Here is a 16,894-nt window from a genome sequence, read left to right on the forward strand (position 1 = left end):
GAACACGCGCGCGTTAGTCTATCAACAATTGCCTAGAATTAACAGTTGGATCGGCACTGGCAAAAGACCCAGCATGGGTAACTAGCTAGTTCGGCGAAGGGTGGGAGCGCAGGTAAGCCACCAGGTCCGCGACCTGGCGCTCGTTGCCGATGCCCCAGAAGCGCATCTTGTTCCCCGGGACCATCGCGTCCGGGTCGCGCAGGAAGGCTGCCAGCTTCTGCTCGGTCCAGACGAAGCCGGCCCGCTTCATCGCGGGCGAATAAGCATAGTCCGGGACCGAGCCGGCGCGGCGGCCGACAATGCCGTTGAGCTGGGGTCCGAAATTGCTGCGCGCGGTGGGCCCCACCTGGTGGCAGTTGGCGCAGCGCTTGAAGGCCTGGCGTCCGGCCGCGAGCGGATCGGCCGCTTGGGCGCCGCAGGCGGCCAGCAGGCATAAAGCGGCGATGACGGCGCGCATGCTCATTTCACCCGCTGCTTCTCGAGCTTGCGCGCCAGCGTGCGCCGGTGCAGTCCGAGCCGGCGCGCCGCTTCCGAAATATTGAAGTCGGTCTCGGCCAGCACGGCGTGGATGCGCTCCCATTCGAGGGTCTTGATCGAGGTCGAGCGCGCGGTCAGCTCCACCTCGGCATTGCCTGCCACGTGCCCGAAGGCGGCTTCGATGTCGTCGGTGTTCGATGGCTTGGCCAGGTATTGCACCGCGCCGAGCTTGATCGCCTCGACCGCGGTGGCGATGCTGGCAAAGCCGGTGAGCACCACGATCAGCATGTCCGGATCGTGCTCGTGCAGCAGCTGCACGCAGGCCAGGCCCGAGGTGTTGCCCTTGAGTTTGAGGTCGACCACCGCATAGCCCGGCGAATGCGAGGCGAGCAGCGCGGTCGCTTCGTCCGGGCCGTGGGCGACCAGCACGCGGTAGCCGCGCCGCTCGAAGGAGCGGCTCAGGGTGCGCGCGAACGCTTCGTCGTCCTCGATGATGAGCAGCAGTCGTTCAGGGGTGTCGGTCAAATGCGGTCCTCTTCCAGTTCGATGCTCGACAGCGGCAAGGTAAGCGTCACCTGCGCCCCGCCCTGCGTCCGGTTCACGGCCGTCACCGAGCCGCCCAGTTTGCGCACCACGTTCACCGCCAGGAACAGGCCCAGGCCGTGGCCCGGCTGGGCCTTGGTCGACTGGTAGGGCTTGCCGATCTGGCCCAGCATGTCGGGCGCGAAGCCGGGGCCGCGGTCCTGCACCACCAGGAACAGCACGCCGTCCTCGATGCTGGCGTCCAGGGCAACCCAGTCGGGCGAAGCCTCGAGCGCGTTGTCCAGCAGGTTGTCGATGGTCTGCTTCAGCGCAGAATCCGACGCCACGGGAAGGTCGTCGACGATGCGGTTATTGTACTGGAAGCTGCCCGCTTGCCGGCTGGCCTGCCAGGACGCCACCACGCCGTCGACGAAGCTCTTGACGGTGGTGCGCACCGCCGATTCGCCGCGCGCTTCGCCGGCCGACAGCAGGATGCCGCTGACGATCGATTTGCAGCGCTGGAGCTGGGTCTGCATCTCGGTAATCTCTTCCAGCAAGCCTGGATCGTTGCGGAACTGCGGCATGCGCTTCCAGTCGCCCAGGATCACCGAGACGGTTGCCAGCGGCGTGCCCAGTTCGTGGGCGGCGCCCGAGGCCAGCAGGCCCATACGGACGATATGCTCTTCTTCGACCGCATGCTGGCGCAGCGAGGCCAGCTGCGCGGCTTTTTGCCGAAGCGTGTCGGAAATGCGCGAGATGAACATCACCAGCAGCGCCGCGTCGAGCGCGAAGCACACCAGCAAACCCTGGATGTACAGGCTCGAGATGCCGCGCGCATGGTCGAAGGGCAAGGCCAGCGGCTGCGCATACATGGCCAGGCCGGCCATGCAGCCGATCGTGGTCGCCACGATGGTCCAGGTCCAGACCACCTCGAGCAGCACGGCCGACAGGATCACCTGGAGCAGGTAGAGGAAAGCGAAGGGATTGGTGATGCCGCCGGAGAGGTAGAGCAGCACGGTGAGGCTGGCCACGTCCACCAGCAGGGCCATGAACATTTCGCCGTTCGACACCGGCCGCCGCTCGTGCCAGCGCAGGTGGCTGGCGATGTTGAAGGCGATCAGGCAGGCCAGCACCTGCAGCATGTGCACCAGCGGCAGCGCGATATCGAAAATCAGGATGGCCGCGGCGATGGTCGTGACCTGCCCGATCACGGCAATCCAGCGCAGCTCGATCAGCTGCAGCATGTTCTTGTGCCCGGCCGCGAACTCCACATTGGCCGCGGCCGCCTGGGGAGAAGAACGCGCCGCCTTGGCGAAGAAATCGAGGGGGGATTGCATCGATGTCCGTGTATGCGTCAGTCTTCGGTCCCGGCGCCGTGCCGGCGGACCCACCACCATGCTCCCAGCACCATCAGGGCCAGAGCATACCAAGTCAGCGCATACACGAGGTGGTTATTCTGGAAAGCGATGACGGTCAGGCCGCCCACGGCGCGCTCGGGGGCGCCGGCCGGGTCCTGATTCTTGCCGGCATCGACGAAATACGGGGCGACGTTCGACAACCCGCGTGCTTGGGCCAGCAAGGCCACGTCGCGCGAATACCAGCGGTTGTTCGCCGGGTCGTTCTCGCGCAGGAAGCCGCCGCCCGGCTCGCTGATGCGCAGCAGCCCGGTGAGCTCGACCCGCTCGCCGCCGGCCGCGCAGGGGTTGCCCTCCGCACGGCGCGCCGCATAGGTGCCCGGTTTATTCTCCGCGCCGGGGATGAAGCCGCGGTTGATGAAGACGATGTGGCCCCCGTCCGTGCAGAACGGCGTGAGCAGCCAGAAGCCCGCACCAAGCTCGCTGAGGGCTTGCACGGGCGTGGTGAATGGGTAGAGGTAGTGCCCGGCCAGGCGGACGCGCCGGTATTCATCGCTCGCCTTGGACACCTGCGCCCAGCGCGCCGCGCCAGGCGCGGGGATGGGGGCGGCATGCACGCGTGCGTCGACGCGGGCAATCAGGTCCAGTTTCCACTGCAGGCGCATCACCTGCCAGGTTCCGAGACCTGCAAACAGCACGGCCAGCAGCAGGGCCACCACCGCCACCGCGCGGCGCGCAAAGGCGCTGCGTGGCGGGTGGGTGTCTGGTCCTGCTGGCTGGCGGCGCTGGTCCTGCATCACGGCATGTCGTGGGTGCCGTGGGTGGTATCGCTCGCGCCGCCCATGGCCGGCATCATGTTGGCGTTCATGTGGTACATGACCCAGATGGAGCCGGACATGACGATCACCAGCAGCACGATGGTCAGGATCAACGCCATCATGTTCCAGCCGTCCTCGGACTTCGAGTTCAGGTGGAGGAAGTAGATCATCTGCACCACCACCTGCACCGCGGCGAAGGCCAGGATCACGATGCGGGTGGTGTTGGGCGGCAGTACGTTGCCCATCACCAGCCAGAACGGGATCGCGGTCAGGATCAGCGACAGCACGAAGCCGATCGCGTAATCCTTGGCGCTGTAATGGGTCACATAGGTTTCGTGGCCATCGTGGTTGTGGCCGTGTTCGTGGTGTTGCACGCTCATGGCAGCACTCCCAGCAGGTAGACAAAGGTAAACACGCCGATCCAGACGACGTCCAGGAAGTGCCAGAACAGCGACAGGCACTGCAGGCGGCGGAAGTTCTCGCCGGTGAGGCCATGCTTCTTGAGCTGGACCATCAGCGTCACCAGCCACACGAAGCCGAACAGCACGTGCAGGCCGTGGGTGCCGACCAGCGCGAAGAAGGCGGTCAGGAAACCGCTGCGCTGGGGACCGGCGCCCTGGTGGATCAGGTGGTAGAACTCGTAGATCTCGAGCGACAGGAAGGCCAGGCCCAGCAGGCCCGTCACGCCCATCCACAGGACGGTCTTGCCGACATTCTTGGCTTGCGCCGAGATCATCGCGAAGCCGAAGGTGATCGACGACATCAGCAGGAAGGCGGTGTTCACCGCGATCAGCGACAGGTCGAACAGTTCGGCGCCGGATGGACCGCCGGCGTAGTTACGGCCCAGCACCGCATAGGTGGCGAACAGGGACGCGAAGATGAGGCAGTCGCTCATCAGGTAGATCCAGAAACCCAGCAGGGTGCCGTTTTCCGGATGGTGCTCGCGCACCAGGTAGCGCGAGGTCACCTCGTCGGCGCTCAGCGCGCCTGGCATAGTGGCTTTAAGTTCAGACATGGCTTTCCAGCAAACGGGTATGCGCTTCCTCGGTACGGGTCACTTCCTCGGCCGAGATGTAGTAATCGCGCTTGTAGTTGAAGGTGTGGATGACGATCGCGGCCATCATGGCGACGAAGGACACCGCGGTCAGCAGCCACATGTGCCAGATGACGGCAAAGCCCACCACCATGGCCAGCGCCGAGATCCCGAAACCTGCCCAGGTGTTCTTCGGCATGTGGATCGCGACATAGTCCTTGAGCGGACGCTGGTAGCCGTTCTTCTTCATGTCGGCGAAGGTGTCGTTGTCGTGCACCACCGGCGTGAACGCGAAGTTGTAGTCGGCCGGCGGCGAGGTCGTCGCCCATTCCAGCGTGCGGCCATCCCATGGGTCGCCGGTGACGTCGCGCAGCTTGGCCCGGTCTTTCCAGGTGAAGAAGATCTGCAGCAGCAGCGCGCCGATACCGCCGGCGATCATCAGGGTGCCCGCGAACGAGATCTGGAACAGCCACTGGATCGACGGATCCTCGAAATGGCTCACGCGGCGGGTCACGCCCATGAAGCCCAGGATGTACGGCGGGGTGAAGGCGACCCAGAAGCCGATCGACCACAGCCAGAACGAGACCTTGCCCCAGAACTGGTTCAGCTTCACGCCGAACATCTTCGGCGCCCAGTAGTTGAAGCCGGCGAACAGGCCGAACAGCACGCCGCCGATGATCACGTTGTGGAAGTGGGCAATCAGGAACAGCGAGTTGTGCAGCACGAAGTCGGCCGCCGGGATGGCCAGCATCACGCCGGTCATGCCGCCGACCGTGAAGGTCAGCATGAAGGACACGGTCCACATCATCGGCAATTCAAAACGGATCCGGCCGCGGTACATCGTGAACAGCCAGTTGAAGATCTTCGCCCCGGTCGGGATCGAGATGATCATCGTGGTGATGCCGAAGAACGAGTTGACGCTGGCACCCGAACCCATGGTGAAGAAGTGGTGCAGCCACACCAGGTAGGACAGGATCATGATCACGACGGTGGCGTACACCATCGAGGTATAGCCGAACAGGCGCTTGCCGCAGAAGGTCGAGACCACTTCGGAGAAGATGCCGAAGGCCGGCAGCACCAGGATGTAGACCTCGGGGTGGCCCCAGATCCAGATCAGGTTCACGTACATCATGGCGTTGCCGCCCTTGTCGTTCGTGAAGAAGTTGGTGTCGAACAGGCGGTCCATGCCCAGCATGCCCAGCACGGCGGTCAGGATCGGGAAGGACATCACGATCAGGATGTTGGTGCACAGCGAGGTCCAGACGAAGACAGGCATCTTCATCAGGCCCATGCCCGGTGCGCGCATCTTGATGATGGTGACGATCAGGTTCACGCCGGACAGCAGCGTGCCCACACCGGCGATCTGCAATGACCAGATGTAGTAGTCCACGCCCACGCCGGGGCTGGCGAGGATGCCCGACAGCGGCGGATAGGCCAGCCAGCCGGTACGCGCGAATTCACCCACGAAGAGCGAAGCCATCACGAGCACGGCGCCCATGGTGGTCATCCAGAACGAGAAGTTGTTCAGGAACGGGAAAGCCACGTCGCGCGCGCCGATCTGCAGCGGCACCACGTAGTTCATCAGGCCCGTCACGAACGGCATCGCCACGAAGAAGATCATGATCACGCCGTGGGCGGTAAAGATCTGGTCGTAGTGGTCCGGCGGCAGGAAGCCGTGGTTGTTACCGAAGGCAAAGGCCTGCTGGGCGCGCATCATCAGCGCATCGGCGAAGCCGCGCAGGAACATCACCAGGCCCAGGATCATGTACATGATGCCGATTTTCTTGTGGTCGATACTGGTGATCCAGTTGTTCCACAGGCCGCCCCACTGGCGGAAGTAGGTGATCAGGGCCACCAGGCCCAGGCCGCCCACGATCACGCCGGCGAAGGTAGCCAGCAGGATCGGCTCATGGAAGGGAATCGCGTCCCAGCTGAGCCGACCGAAGATAAGCTTCGTCAGGTCGAATGAGTCTTGCATGATTACTTTTTCACAATAGTGTTAGGAGCGGCGCCGGCAGGGACCGGCGTGACGCAGACTTCCGCTTCCGCCATCTGGGCAGCGCTCGATTTCGGCAGCTGCTTGATCGCGGCGGCGATCTGGGCGCGCTTGTGGTCGTCCGCCATCTGCTGGTTCATGCAGACGGTGCCGTCGGCCACGCAACGGTTCAGGATGCGGTTGAACAGTGCCGGCTCGACAGAGCCGTAATGACGCACCGGTTCGCGCGAGGTCGGCTTTTCCAGCTCGATATAGCCGGCGCGGTCCAGCGCGCCCGGGGTGGCCTTCATCTGCGCGACCCAGGCGTCGAACTCGCCGGCGGTGACGCCCTTGTAGTCGAAGCGCATGTGCGAGAAACCTTCGCCGCTGAAGTTGGTCGAGCGGCCGTAGTAGTCGCCGGTCTTGTTCAGCACCGCGTTCAGGGTGGTTTCCATGCTCGGCATCGCGTAGATCATGCCGGCCAGGGTCGGGATGTAGAACGCGTTCATCACGGTCGACGCGGTGATCTTGAAGCGGATCGGGGTGTCGATCGGCGTGACCAGCTGGTTGACCGAGGCGATGCCCTGCTCCGGATAGATGAACAGCCACTTCCAGTCCAGCGCCACCACCTGCACCTCGATCGGCTTGGTCGAGGCGGCGATCGGACGATTCGCATCGATGCGGTCGAGCGGGCGGTAAGGGTCGAGCTTGTGGGTCGAGACCCAGGTGATCAGGCCGAGCACGATGATGATCAGGAGCGGCGCGCCCCAGATCACGAGCTCGAGCTTGGTCGAGTGGTCCCAGTCGGGTTCGTACTTGGCGTTCGCGCTCTTGCGGTAGCGCCAGGCGAACAGGACGATCAGGATCATCACCGGGACGACGATGATCAACATCAGCAAGACCGACACCGTGATCAGGTCGGCCTGCTGTCTTGCAATATCGCCGTTGGGATTCATCACTACCGTGTTGCAGCCGGAAAGCAGCGCAAGCAGGAGCAAAGGCAGTCCGCGGCGGACAATTTTAGGAATCATGCTAGGTATCTAACGTTACATGGGAATAAGAACATGCTACTGTACTGCCAACGGCCTACGGGAACCATTGGACACTTTGTCCCACCCATGCCGTATTGCAATAAATGCATTGCGGTAAGAAGCAACCCTTGGGCCGGGTAGAGATCAGCAACAAGAACGAAGAATCAGATTCAGGAATCAGGAGAAGATATGCAAAGCTCGACCCAGTACGGCGGCGCAGGCGCCGCTCCCATCAGCCACCCTGCCAGCGGCGCCCGCAACATCAATGCCCGCGACGGCGAAATCCACCCGGCCGATATCGCCGTCGGCGTGGTCATCGGCCGCGCCTCGGAATATTTCGAATTCTTCGTCTACGCGATTGCGTCGGTGCTGGTTTTTCCGGCGGTCTTTTTCCCATGGGCTGACCGGCTCGAAGCCACACTCTACTCGTTTACCGTTTTTGCGTTCGCATTTATCGCGCGCCCGATCGGCACCGTGCTGTTCATGGAAATCCAGAAGCGCTACAGCCGAGAAATCAAGCTGACCATCGCCCTGTTCCTGATGGGCACCTGTACTGTTGTCATTTCGTTCATCCCGACCTATGGCCAGATCGGCGCCGCCTCGATCGTGGTGCTGTCCCTGATGCGCATTGGCCAGGGCGTGGCCCAGGGCGGTTCCTGGGACGGCCTGCCGTCGCTGCTGGCCCTGTCCGCCCCCGAGCACAAGCGCGGCTGGTACGCGATGCTGGGCCAGCTGGCCGCCCCGATCGGCTTCCTGATCGCCGCCGGCCTGTTCGCCTTCCTGCTCTCGAACCTGTCGCAGGACGATTTCCTGGTCTGGGGCTGGCGTTATCCGTTCTTCTGCGCCTTCATGATCAACGTGGTCGCGCTGTTCGCCCGCCTGCGCCTGGTGTCCACCAGCGAATACTCGCGCCTGCTCGACTCGCATGAACTCGACCCGGCGCCGGTCGGCGAGCTGGTCAAGTCGCAAGGCAGCAACATCGCCATCGGCGCCCTCGCCGCCCTGGCCAGCTATGCGCTGTTCCACCTGGTGACCGTGTTCCCGCTGTCCTGGATCCAGCTCTACGACACCCGCCCGATGAACGAGTTCCTGCACATCCAGATGTATGGCGCCGTGCTGGCCGCGCTGGCCATCCTGGCGTCGGGCTTCATCGCCGACAAGGTCGGCCGCCGCACCACCTTGGGCACCCTGGCGGCGCTGATCGCCATCTTCTCGGGCTTCGTGCCTTCGCTGATGGACGGCGGCGAAACCGGCCAGAACATCTTCATCCTGGTCGGCTTCACCCTGCTCGGCCTGTCCTACGGCCAGGCGGCCGGCGCCGTGACCTCGAACTTCAAGCAACAATACCGCTACACGGGCGCTGCGCTCACTTCCGACCTGGCCTGGCTGGTCGGCGCGGCCTTCGCACCGCTGGTGGCGCTGGGCCTGTCGGCGCACTATGGCCTGGGCTATGTGAGCCTGTACCTGCTGTCGGGCGCTGTCGGCTCGCTGGCCGCCCTGAGCCTGAACCGGGCGCTCGAGATCAAGGACTGATTCCCTCTCCCCGCGCGGCCCCCCGGCCGCGCCCGCACGACGCCGGCACTGCGCAAGCACTGCCGGCGTCGTCGTTTCCAGGCCCGCTTCTTCGCCACGGCGATCCTGCCGCACCGATGCACAGGGCGGATTTACACGAATTTACGCGCCGGCTTGGACGCGGACAAAGGCCGTTCGGCGGCGCAGGCTAGCATGTGTGGAATGGCTGGACTGGCCGGCTTCCTCAATGAAACAGGTTTGCGGCGCCGCAAACCGTCCGGGTTGTGGATGCGTTATCACAACCATTGCCCCATATCGAACACGGAGACGACGCTGCGACACCCCGCCAGCGACCAGGACGTGCGGCCCGGCCCGCACGATGACGGCCCTGCCCCGGCAAGGGCCTTCGGTACGCCCCTGCGCCTCCCGGCGCGCACGGGCAGGCATGGCGCGGCAACCGTCCACGGCCTGCGCTGGTGATGTTTGCCGGTCAGCATATGTAGACGGTGCCTTCATGAGCATGCCACGGTCGGGCTTCTGGAAAAACGTCGCCACGGTGCTGGTCGGATCGACCGGCGCCCAGGCCGTGCCGCTGCTGGTCGCCCCGCTGCTCACCCGCCTGTGCACGCCGGCCGAGATGGGCGCTTTCAGCGTCTGGCTGGGCGTGATCGCGGTTGCCTCGATCGTCGCCACCCTGCGCCTGGAAGCCGCCATGGTGCTCGACCACGCCAAGGAACAGCAGCGCCTGTGCTTCGGCGTGATCGCCTATTCGGCCACGCTGCTGGCCTTCATGATGACGGTCTTCGCACTGGCCGCGCGCGCCCTCGGGCTGCCCATGGTGTGCGCGATGTCGTGGTTCGAGCTGCTCACGATCGGCCTGGGCACCTGGCTGACCGCCACCATGCAGGCCTCGCTGGCCTATGCGGCTTCCCACAACCTGTTCGCCAAGGCCGCCAAGGCCAAGGTGCTGCAGGCCGGCACCATTGCCCTGGCCCAGGTGCTGCTGCTGTACGCTGGCCTGAACAGTACCGCGCTGATGGCGGGACAGCTGATCGGGCTGGGGAGCGGCCTGCTGGCCGCTCGCCTGCTGCTGGCGCCGCCAAAGGCCGGCCTGCGCCTCACGCTTGGGCAGGAGCAGCGCGCCTACCTGCTCAAGCACCAGGCCTTCTGGCGCTTTTCCCTGCCCTCCAGCCTGCTCAATACCCTGGTCGGCCAGCTGCCCCTGTTCATGATCGGCCTGCACCATGGCGCCCTGGCCGCCGGCCTGTTCGCCCTGGCCCAGCGCGTAATCAGCGCCCCCACCGCCCTCATCGCGGTGTCGGTGCTGGATGTGTTCAAGCGCGAGGCGGTGCACGAATTCGAGGCGGTGGGCAATTGCCGAGACATTTACCGGGCGACCTTCAAGGCCTTGCTGGGATTGGCGCTGGGCCCGGCGCTGGTGCTGTTCCTGTTCGCGCCGCAGCTGTTCGCATGGGTGTTCGGCGCCGGCTGGCGCGAAGCGGGGGAGCTTGCCGCCCTGCTGGCGCCGCTGTGCTTCCTGAATTTCATTGCCAGCCCGCTGAGCTATGTGTTCTTCATCGCGGGCAAGCAGAAAGTGGAACTGGCGTGGCAGGTCGTGCTGTTCGCGATGACCCTGGCCGTGTTCCTGGCGCCGCTGTCGCTGCACGAGAGCCTGGTTGCCTACACCATCGGCCGCTCGCTGCTGTACGTGGTCTATCTGTTCATGTCGCACCAGTGCTCGCTGCCCCGGCGGGCAGCGGCCTAGCGCGATGGAGGCCTACGCTAGGACAGCGCCGTATCGAGCACCGTCATCAGGATGAAACCGAACACCAGCGCGATGCTGGCCCAGGTGCCGTTGCCGCTCTGGCGCGATTCCGGCACCACGTCGTTGACGATCACGAACAGCATGGCGCCGCCGGCGGCGGCCAGCGCGAACGGCAGCATGCCGGCCGCAATGCCGATCAGGGCCACACCGAAGGCGGCCGCGACCGGTTCGATCAGACCCGAGGCCACGCCCATGCCCACCGCCGTCAGGCGGCCGTAGCCGACCGTGCGCAGGGCCAGCGCCACGACCAGGCCTTCGGGCACGTCCTGGATCGAAATGCCGGTAGTCAGCGCATGCGCTTTTTCCAGGTCGATGCCGGCGTGGGCCACGCCGATGGCGAGCCCTTCGGGCAGGTTGTGCAGGGCCACGGCCCAGACGAACAGCCAGGCGCGGCGCAGCGAAACGCCGGCGTCGCTCCCGTCGAGAATACCCTCGGTGCGCACGGCGCGCCCCATCAGCAGGATGGCCCCGGCGCCGGCCATGATGCCGGCCCCCGCCATCAGGCTGGCTTCCCAGTTGCCGGCGCCGGCGGACTTGGCCGCGGCCAGGGCTGGAATGATCAGGGAAAACGCGGTCGCGCCCAGCATGACGCCGGCGCCAAAGCCCAGGAAGCAGTCGTAGGTACGTTTCGAGAAATTCTGTGCCAGCAAGACCGGCAGGGTGCCCAGCGCGGTAGCTGCGGCGGCGATCGCCCCGCCGGTCAGGGCGCGGTACATCTTGGGATTGGAGGTGATGAGCTGCTCGGCCAGGCTGCCCAGCAGCAGCAGGCAACCGATTGCGCAGACGAGGAAACCGACGATGTGGCGCAGGGTCAGCGCACGCAGGAAACCGCGTGCGGAAAATAGCTTGTTGCCGTGTGCGTGTTCTGTACGAAAATTCATGCAATGCCCGGGAAAAAGGCCGCGCGGCGGCGCAGGAACTGCCTGCCGCGCGGCGCTGGCTTACTTCTTCATTGCTTTCGTCGACTTGGCGGTGCCTTTGTCGGATGGTTTGCTCAGGCCGGTGTCATCGAGCGGACCGCCCTTCGATGCGCCGGTCGGCTCGCCCATGGCATTGCCCGATGTTCCAGCCATCGTACCACCACCAGCGGACTGCATGCTCATACCGAGTTCGGCGCCGGTGCGCGGGGACGACATCGGGTCGGACATGGTGCGCATGGCCATCTGCTTGAGGATGTCGATGTCGCCGCTGGGCAGCGCCACTTCGGCTTCGCCCGAGCCGCCGTCCACGGCCTGCTGCTTCTCGCGGTCGGTGACGAAGTCCCAGTCGGCGCCCTGGTTCCATGGGCCGCGCGTCTCGCCCGGGCCCTGGGACATGTTGTAGTACACGCTGGCAAAGCGCGGATCGGCCGGCATTTTGCCCGGAGGGAAGTTCGGCTCGATCGCATACAGCGCCTTCTCGAAGGACTTCTGGTGCGCCACTTCGCGCGTCATGAGGAAGCCCAAGGCCTCCTTCACGCCCGGGTCGTCGGTCAGGGCGATCAGGCGCTCGTAGACGATCTTGGCGCGCGACTCGGCCGCGATGTTCGAACGCAGGTCGGCGGTCGGCTCGGTGATCGAGTCGATGTAGGCTGCCGTCCATGGCACGCCGGCCGAGTTCACCAGCGGGGTTCCCCCGCCGTAGAGCACCTGGGTAATGTGGCTGTCGTTGCCGGCGCCGGTGATCGACTTGTACATCTCGGCTTCGCTGTCGACGGCTTCCGACAGGCGGCCCTTGGCGCCCTTGTTGAGCATGGCCACGATATGGCCGATGATCTCGAGGTGGCTCAGCTCCTCGGTAGCGATGTCGAACAGCATGTCCTTGCGGCCTGGATCGTCTTCCGATACGGCCTGGGTAAAGTAGCGCATGGCGGCTGCGAGCTCGCCCTGCGGACCGCCGAACTGCTCGAGCATCAGGTTGGCCAGCCCTGGGTTGGGGCCGCTGACGCGGACTGTGTATTGCAGGCGCTTGTTATGTGCAAACATGGACTCGTTCCTCCGTGGGTTGAACACGTGGGCGGCGCGCAGGGAGCGCGCCAACCCTTCAGGTGGCCGCCGACGGGGTCGGCAGCCGAATGAGTCCATCTTGGCAGGCCTGCCCCGTCGAGGTAATCAGGTGTCGGCGCGTGCGGCTGTAGGACTAGAGTGACATCTTGTTAATGGATGTAAACATAATGTCGGTTGAGAAATCTTTTAACAGGCTCGGCAGACTGCACGTCCCGTCAGACCGCCGCATGCGATCCGCACCGACACAGGTACGGCGCGCGCGCCTACAGTAAAGCCGGGCAAGCCAGCACTAACATGTTGAATAACTGACCACAGGAGACCGACCATGTTTTCACTTAATAAGCTGAGCCCGACAATCACCAACATGATCCGCTTCGACCATTCCCACGTAATGGTCACCTTCCACCAGTACGAGAAAGACAAGCGCCCGAGCGTGAAGAAAGCGCTGGCCGACACCATCTGCGACGCGCTGGAAATCCACGCCACCCTGGAAGAAGAAATCTTCTATCCGGTCATGCGCAAGCGCGACGCCGGCGAGCCCTTCATGCACAAGGCCGAGCCCGAGCACGACGAGATGCGCCGCCTGATCGCCGAGCTGCGCCGCACCAGCGGCTCCGACCCGCGTCACGACAAGCTGGTCATGGAACTGATGCGCGACGTCATGCACCACGTGGCCGACGAGGAAACCACGCTGCTGCCGCATGCCGAAGCCATGCTGACCAAGGATGCGCTGTCCGAGCTGGGCGCCCAGATGACCCGCCGCCGCATGCAGCTGGTCGGCCCGAAGGCCGGCAAACTGGCCAAGAGCCACGCCGTCGGCTTCTCCGGCAGCGGCACCGCCCTGCTGGTGGGCCTGGCCAGCGCCGTGTTCGCGGCCAAGGCCTTCGCGCCAAAGAAGTCCTGGAAATCGACCCCGGCCTGACGCACCATATCAGCCGCAGTTCGTAGGGTGGGCAGCTCCGCCCGGCACGGCATCCCGCCGCGCCGAGTGCGCTGCCCACGCGTTCAACAGCCTGACGCTTTGGCCGCAGCCACGCAACATCGGCGCACACCTCTCAAGCAAACCACCGCATCACCATCGGCGCCAGCCACGGCGCGATCAAGGCCGTCATCGCGCCATTCAGTCCCATCGCTAACCCGGCGAACGCACCCATCTCCGCACTGACCTGGAAGGCACGCGCCGTTCCTATGCCATGGGCCGCGAGGCCGAGCGCGAAGCCGCGCGCCGCCGGCGAGCCGATGCGCAGGGCGTCGAACACGTAGCGCGCGACGATTGCTCCGAAGATGCCGGTGCCGGCCACCAGGGCCGCAGTAAAGGAAGGGATGCCGCCAAGGCGCTCCGTCACCGCCATGGCGATCGGCGAGGTGGCGGATTTCGGCGCCAGCGTGGCTGCCAGCTCGGGCGTCGCCCCCAGCAGCACCGCGACCGACACGGCCGACACGATGGCCGTCACGCAGCCTGCCAGCAGCGCGCAGGCCAGCGGCAGGAAGGCGCGCCGTAGCCGCGGCAGCTGGCGCACCAGGGGCACGGCCAGCGCCACCGTCGCAGGGCCGAGCAGGAAATGCACGAACTGGGCCCCGGCGAAATAGCGGCCGTAGGACATGCCGGAAAACCACAGCGCCAGCGCGATCAGTCCGATCGCGATCGCCACCGGGTTGGCCAGGGGCGAGCCGCCGAAGTACACGAACACGCGCTGGGCCGCCAGGTAGGCGCACAGGGTCATGGTCAGCCCCAGCAAGGGCGAGGCCGATAGATAGACCCAGAACTGGCCCAGGCCCGTGAAGTCAGGCATCGTCTGCTTTCGTCCCGGCCTCGAGGCCGCGCAGCAGCAGGCCGGTGACGGCCAGCGTCAGCATCGTGCTGGCGACCAGCGACGCGAGGATGGCGAGCCAGTGCCCGCTACCGCTGCCGACGGTGGCGACGATGCCCACGCCGGCCGGGATGAACAGCAGCGACAGGTGCGACAGCAAGGTGTTGGCGCCCTGCTCCACGGCGTCCATCAAGGGCGGATGGGCGACCAGCGCCGCCATCAGCAGCAGCATGCCGGCCACGGGCCCCGGCAGCGGGAGGCCGAGCATGAAGACGATGCCTTCGCCGAGGCATTGGAACAGCAGGAGGATGGTAAATGCGGGCAGCATGGGCGCTCCTTGGGGATCGCGCTCAGCATAGCAAATGGCAGTGGCGGCGTGCGCCCAAACCTGGATCCCGGCCTTCGCCGGGGCCCAAGTGGACCTTCTGCAAAAGCCGAAACCTTACGCTTCGGCCGCAGCCCCCGCGATCGCCCCGCGCCGCACCTGGTCGCGCTCGATCGACTCGAACAGCGCCTTGAAATTGCCCTCGCCGAAACCGTCGTCGCCCTTGCGCTGGATGAACTCGAAGAACACGGGTCCGAGCTGGGTGGTCGAGAAGATCTGCAGCAGCAGGCGCGGATTGCCGTCCGTGACGCTGCCGTCGAGCAGCAGGCCGCGCGACTTCAGTTCGTCGGCATTCTCGCCGTGGCCCGGGATGCGGCCTTCGAGCATTTCGTAATAGGTTTCCGGCGGCGCGGCCATCAGCGGCACGCCGGCGGCGCGCAGCGAGTCCACCGTCTTCATCAGGTCGTCCGACAGCAGGGCGATATGCTGGATGCCTTCGCCGTTGAACTGCATGAGGAATTCCTCGATCTGGCCGCCGCCCGCCTTGCCTTCTTCGTTGAGCGGGATGCGGATCATGCCGTCCGGCGCCGTCATCGCCTTCGAGGTCAGGCCGGTGTACTCGCCCTTGATATCGAAGTAGCGGATCTCGCGGAAGTTGAACAGCTTCTCGTAGAAGTTGGCCCAGAAGGCCATGCGGCCACGGTAGACGTTGTGGGTCAGGTGGTCGATGATCTTCAGGCCGTGGCCGACCGGGTTGCGCTCGACGCCCTCGATGAATTCGAAGTCGATGTCATAGATCGACTTGCCTTCTTCGAAGCGGTCGATCAGGTACAGCGGCGCGCCGCCGATGCCCTTGATGGCGGGCAGGCGCAGTTCCATCGGGCCGGTCGGGATCTCGACCGCCTGGGCGCCCAGTTCCAGCGCGCGCGCATAGGCCTTGTGCGCGTCCTTCACGCGGAAGGCCATGCCGCAGGCCGACGGGCCGTGCTCGGCGGCGAAGTAGGCTGCGTAGCTCTTGGGCTCGTTGTTGATGATGAAGTTGATGCCGCCCTGGCGATACAAGGCGACTTGCTTCGAGCGGTGCACCGCGACTTTGGTGAAGCCCAGCTGCGCGAACACCGCTTCCAGCACGCCCGGCGTCGGCGACGCGAACTCGACGAACTCGAAGCCCATCAGGCCCATGGGATTCTCAAACAGGTCTGCCATTGTTCTTTCCTTGTATGTCGTTGATCAAGCCGGCCGCCGTCTGGTGCGGCCGGGTCATGCGTGTTCTCTCGCTTGTTGCTTATTCTGCGAATACTTCCGCCAGCAAGCCGCGCAGCCACTGGTTGCCCGGGTCCTGGTTGTAGCGCCGGTGCCAGAACACATTCGTCTGCAGCGGCGGCAGTTCCAAAGGCGGCACCATCCATTCGAGCCCGAACGGCGCCGCGGCGCGCTCGGCCAGTTTTTGCGGCACCGTCACCACCAGATCGCTCGTGCCGACGATATACGGCACCGCGGTGAAATGCGGCACCCGGAAGCGCACCGAGGGGCCCACGCCGGCCCGTTCGAGCAGCGCGTTGACGCGCTCGTACGGGCTTTCGCCGGACGCCACCAGCACGTGCTCGGCGCGCACGAAACGCGCCAGCGTCATCGGGCCCTTGCCCAGCGGATGCCCCTTGCGGAACATCGTCACGTACGGCTGGCGAAACAGCTGGCGCTGGTACAGCGCTTCCGACACGTCCTCGAACGGGCCGATCGCCAGGTCGACCCGCCCGCTTTCCATCTCTTCCTTCAGCGCCGCCGCCGCGGCCCGCACCGAGCTGATTTCCACCAGCGGCGCCAGTACGCGGCAGCGCTCGATCAGCGCCGGCATGAAATAAATCTCGCCCACGTCCGTCATCGCCAGCACGAAGCGCCTGCCGCTGGTGGCCGGATCGAAGCGGCTGCGCTGGTTCAGGGCCAGCGCCACCTGCGCCATCGCCACCCCGATCGGCTCGGCCATCTGCGTCGCCAGCGGGGTCGGCTGCATGCCGGTCGCCGTGCGCACGAACAGCTCGTCCCCGAAGCTGCGCCGCAACCGCGCCAGCGCATTGCTCACTGCCGACTGGGACAGTCCCAGGCGCTTGGCGGCCGCGGAAATCTGGCGTTCCCGGTAGACTTCCTGGAAGACCGACAGCAGGTTCAGGTCGATGGCGTGCGGTTCGATCATGGGGTCTCGGCGTGCATTGTGGGCGCGGGGCTCG

Annotated in this window: 17 protein-coding genes; 3 read left to right on the top strand and 14 right to left on the bottom strand. The window is 65.3% G+C overall.

Annotation, left to right across the window (positions count from 1 at the left end):
• Window positions 1–85: 85 nt before the first annotated feature.
• The 8 genes from AC3XQU_RS03730 to cyoA are packed head-to-tail and all read right to left on the bottom strand — an operon-like array spanning window position 86 to window position 7,211.
• Window positions 86–457 (bottom strand): c-type cytochrome, encoded by a 372-nt coding sequence (locus tag AC3XQU_RS03730; protein WP_489873195.1) that lies wholly within the window; start codon window positions 455–457, stop codon window positions 86–88.
• Between the two features lie 2 nt (window positions 458–459).
• On the bottom strand, window positions 460–1,002 hold the full coding sequence (locus AC3XQU_RS03735; RefSeq protein ID WP_489872799.1) for a response regulator transcription factor: 543 nt from the start codon (window positions 1,000–1,002) through the stop codon (window positions 460–462).
• Window positions 999–2,336, bottom strand: a complete 1,338-nt coding sequence (locus tag AC3XQU_RS03740; RefSeq protein WP_489872800.1) for an ATP-binding protein — start codon at window positions 2,334–2,336, stop codon at window positions 999–1,001. Before AC3XQU_RS03740 ends, AC3XQU_RS03735 begins: the two co-directional genes overlap by 4 nt.
• Window positions 2,337–2,353: 17 nt before the next feature.
• Window positions 2,354–3,151 carry an SURF1 family protein gene (locus AC3XQU_RS03745; protein ID WP_489873196.1) on the bottom strand — a complete coding sequence of 266 codons (798 nt, stop codon included), beginning with the start codon at window positions 3,149–3,151 and terminating at the stop codon, window positions 2,354–2,356.
• Window positions 3,151–3,552, bottom strand: a complete 402-nt coding sequence (gene cyoD / locus AC3XQU_RS03750) for a cytochrome o ubiquinol oxidase subunit IV (protein ID WP_489872801.1) — start codon at window positions 3,550–3,552, stop codon at window positions 3,151–3,153. Before cyoD ends, AC3XQU_RS03745 begins: the two co-directional genes overlap by 1 nt.
• Window positions 3,549–4,187 carry a cytochrome o ubiquinol oxidase subunit III gene (gene cyoC, locus AC3XQU_RS03755; RefSeq protein ID WP_489872802.1) on the bottom strand — a complete coding sequence of 213 codons (639 nt, stop codon included), beginning with the start codon at window positions 4,185–4,187 and terminating at the stop codon, window positions 3,549–3,551. Before cyoC ends, cyoD begins: the two co-directional genes overlap by 4 nt.
• A complete protein-coding gene (cyoB, locus tag AC3XQU_RS03760; protein ID WP_489872803.1) occupies window positions 4,180–6,183 on the bottom strand; it encodes a cytochrome o ubiquinol oxidase subunit I in 2,004 nt (667 codons plus the stop codon). The genes cyoC and cyoB overlap by 8 nt, the downstream gene beginning before the upstream one ends.
• A gap of 2 nt (window positions 6,184–6,185) precedes the next feature.
• Complete coding sequence (gene cyoA / locus AC3XQU_RS03765; protein WP_489872804.1) at window positions 6,186–7,211, bottom strand: ubiquinol oxidase subunit II; 1,026 nt, start codon at window positions 7,209–7,211, stop codon at window positions 6,186–6,188.
• Between the two features lie 189 nt (window positions 7,212–7,400).
• Between cyoA and AC3XQU_RS03770 the strand changes: the two genes are divergently transcribed.
• Together AC3XQU_RS03770 and AC3XQU_RS03775 are read left to right on the top strand one after the other, a co-directional pair.
• A complete protein-coding gene (locus tag AC3XQU_RS03770; protein ID WP_489872805.1) occupies window positions 7,401–8,744 on the top strand; it encodes an MFS transporter in 1,344 nt (447 codons plus the stop codon).
• Between the two features lie 493 nt (window positions 8,745–9,237).
• Window positions 9,238–10,488 (top strand): lipopolysaccharide biosynthesis protein, encoded by a 1,251-nt coding sequence (locus AC3XQU_RS03775; RefSeq protein ID WP_489872806.1) that lies wholly within the window; start codon window positions 9,238–9,240, stop codon window positions 10,486–10,488.
• A gap of 17 nt (window positions 10,489–10,505) precedes the next feature.
• On the opposite strand, the gene AC3XQU_RS03780 is transcribed toward AC3XQU_RS03775, so the two are convergent.
• Entirely contained in the window at window positions 10,506–11,429 is a 924-nt protein-coding gene (locus AC3XQU_RS03780; RefSeq protein WP_489872807.1) for a ZIP family metal transporter, read from the bottom strand.
• A gap of 60 nt (window positions 11,430–11,489) precedes the next feature.
• Window positions 11,490–12,512, bottom strand: coding sequence for a manganese catalase family protein (locus AC3XQU_RS03785; RefSeq protein WP_489872808.1), 1,023 nt, complete (start codon window positions 12,510–12,512; stop codon window positions 11,490–11,492).
• A gap of 346 nt (window positions 12,513–12,858) precedes the next feature.
• Between AC3XQU_RS03785 and AC3XQU_RS03790 the strand changes: the two genes are divergently transcribed.
• Window positions 12,859–13,455 (top strand): hemerythrin domain-containing protein, encoded by a 597-nt coding sequence (locus AC3XQU_RS03790; RefSeq protein WP_489872809.1) that lies wholly within the window; start codon window positions 12,859–12,861, stop codon window positions 13,453–13,455.
• 133 nt (window positions 13,456–13,588) lie between these two features.
• On the opposite strand, the gene AC3XQU_RS03795 is transcribed toward AC3XQU_RS03790, so the two are convergent.
• The 4 genes from AC3XQU_RS03795 to AC3XQU_RS03810 form a co-directional block, all read right to left on the bottom strand.
• Entirely contained in the window at window positions 13,589–14,326 is a 738-nt protein-coding gene (locus AC3XQU_RS03795; RefSeq protein WP_489872810.1) for an LrgB family protein, read from the bottom strand.
• On the bottom strand, window positions 14,319–14,672 hold the full coding sequence (locus tag AC3XQU_RS03800; RefSeq protein ID WP_489872811.1) for a CidA/LrgA family protein: 354 nt from the start codon (window positions 14,670–14,672) through the stop codon (window positions 14,319–14,321). The genes AC3XQU_RS03795 and AC3XQU_RS03800 overlap by 8 nt, the downstream gene beginning before the upstream one ends.
• A gap of 114 nt (window positions 14,673–14,786) precedes the next feature.
• Window positions 14,787–15,875, bottom strand: a complete 1,089-nt coding sequence (hppD, locus tag AC3XQU_RS03805) for a 4-hydroxyphenylpyruvate dioxygenase (RefSeq protein ID WP_489872812.1) — start codon at window positions 15,873–15,875, stop codon at window positions 14,787–14,789.
• Window positions 15,876–15,954: 79 nt separating this feature from the next.
• On the bottom strand, window positions 15,955–16,860 hold the full coding sequence (locus AC3XQU_RS03810; protein ID WP_489872813.1) for a LysR family transcriptional regulator: 906 nt from the start codon (window positions 16,858–16,860) through the stop codon (window positions 15,955–15,957).
• Between the last annotated feature and the right edge of the window lie 34 nt (window positions 16,861–16,894).

This window comes from Telluria sp. AZSoR62 (assembly GCF_058111565.1).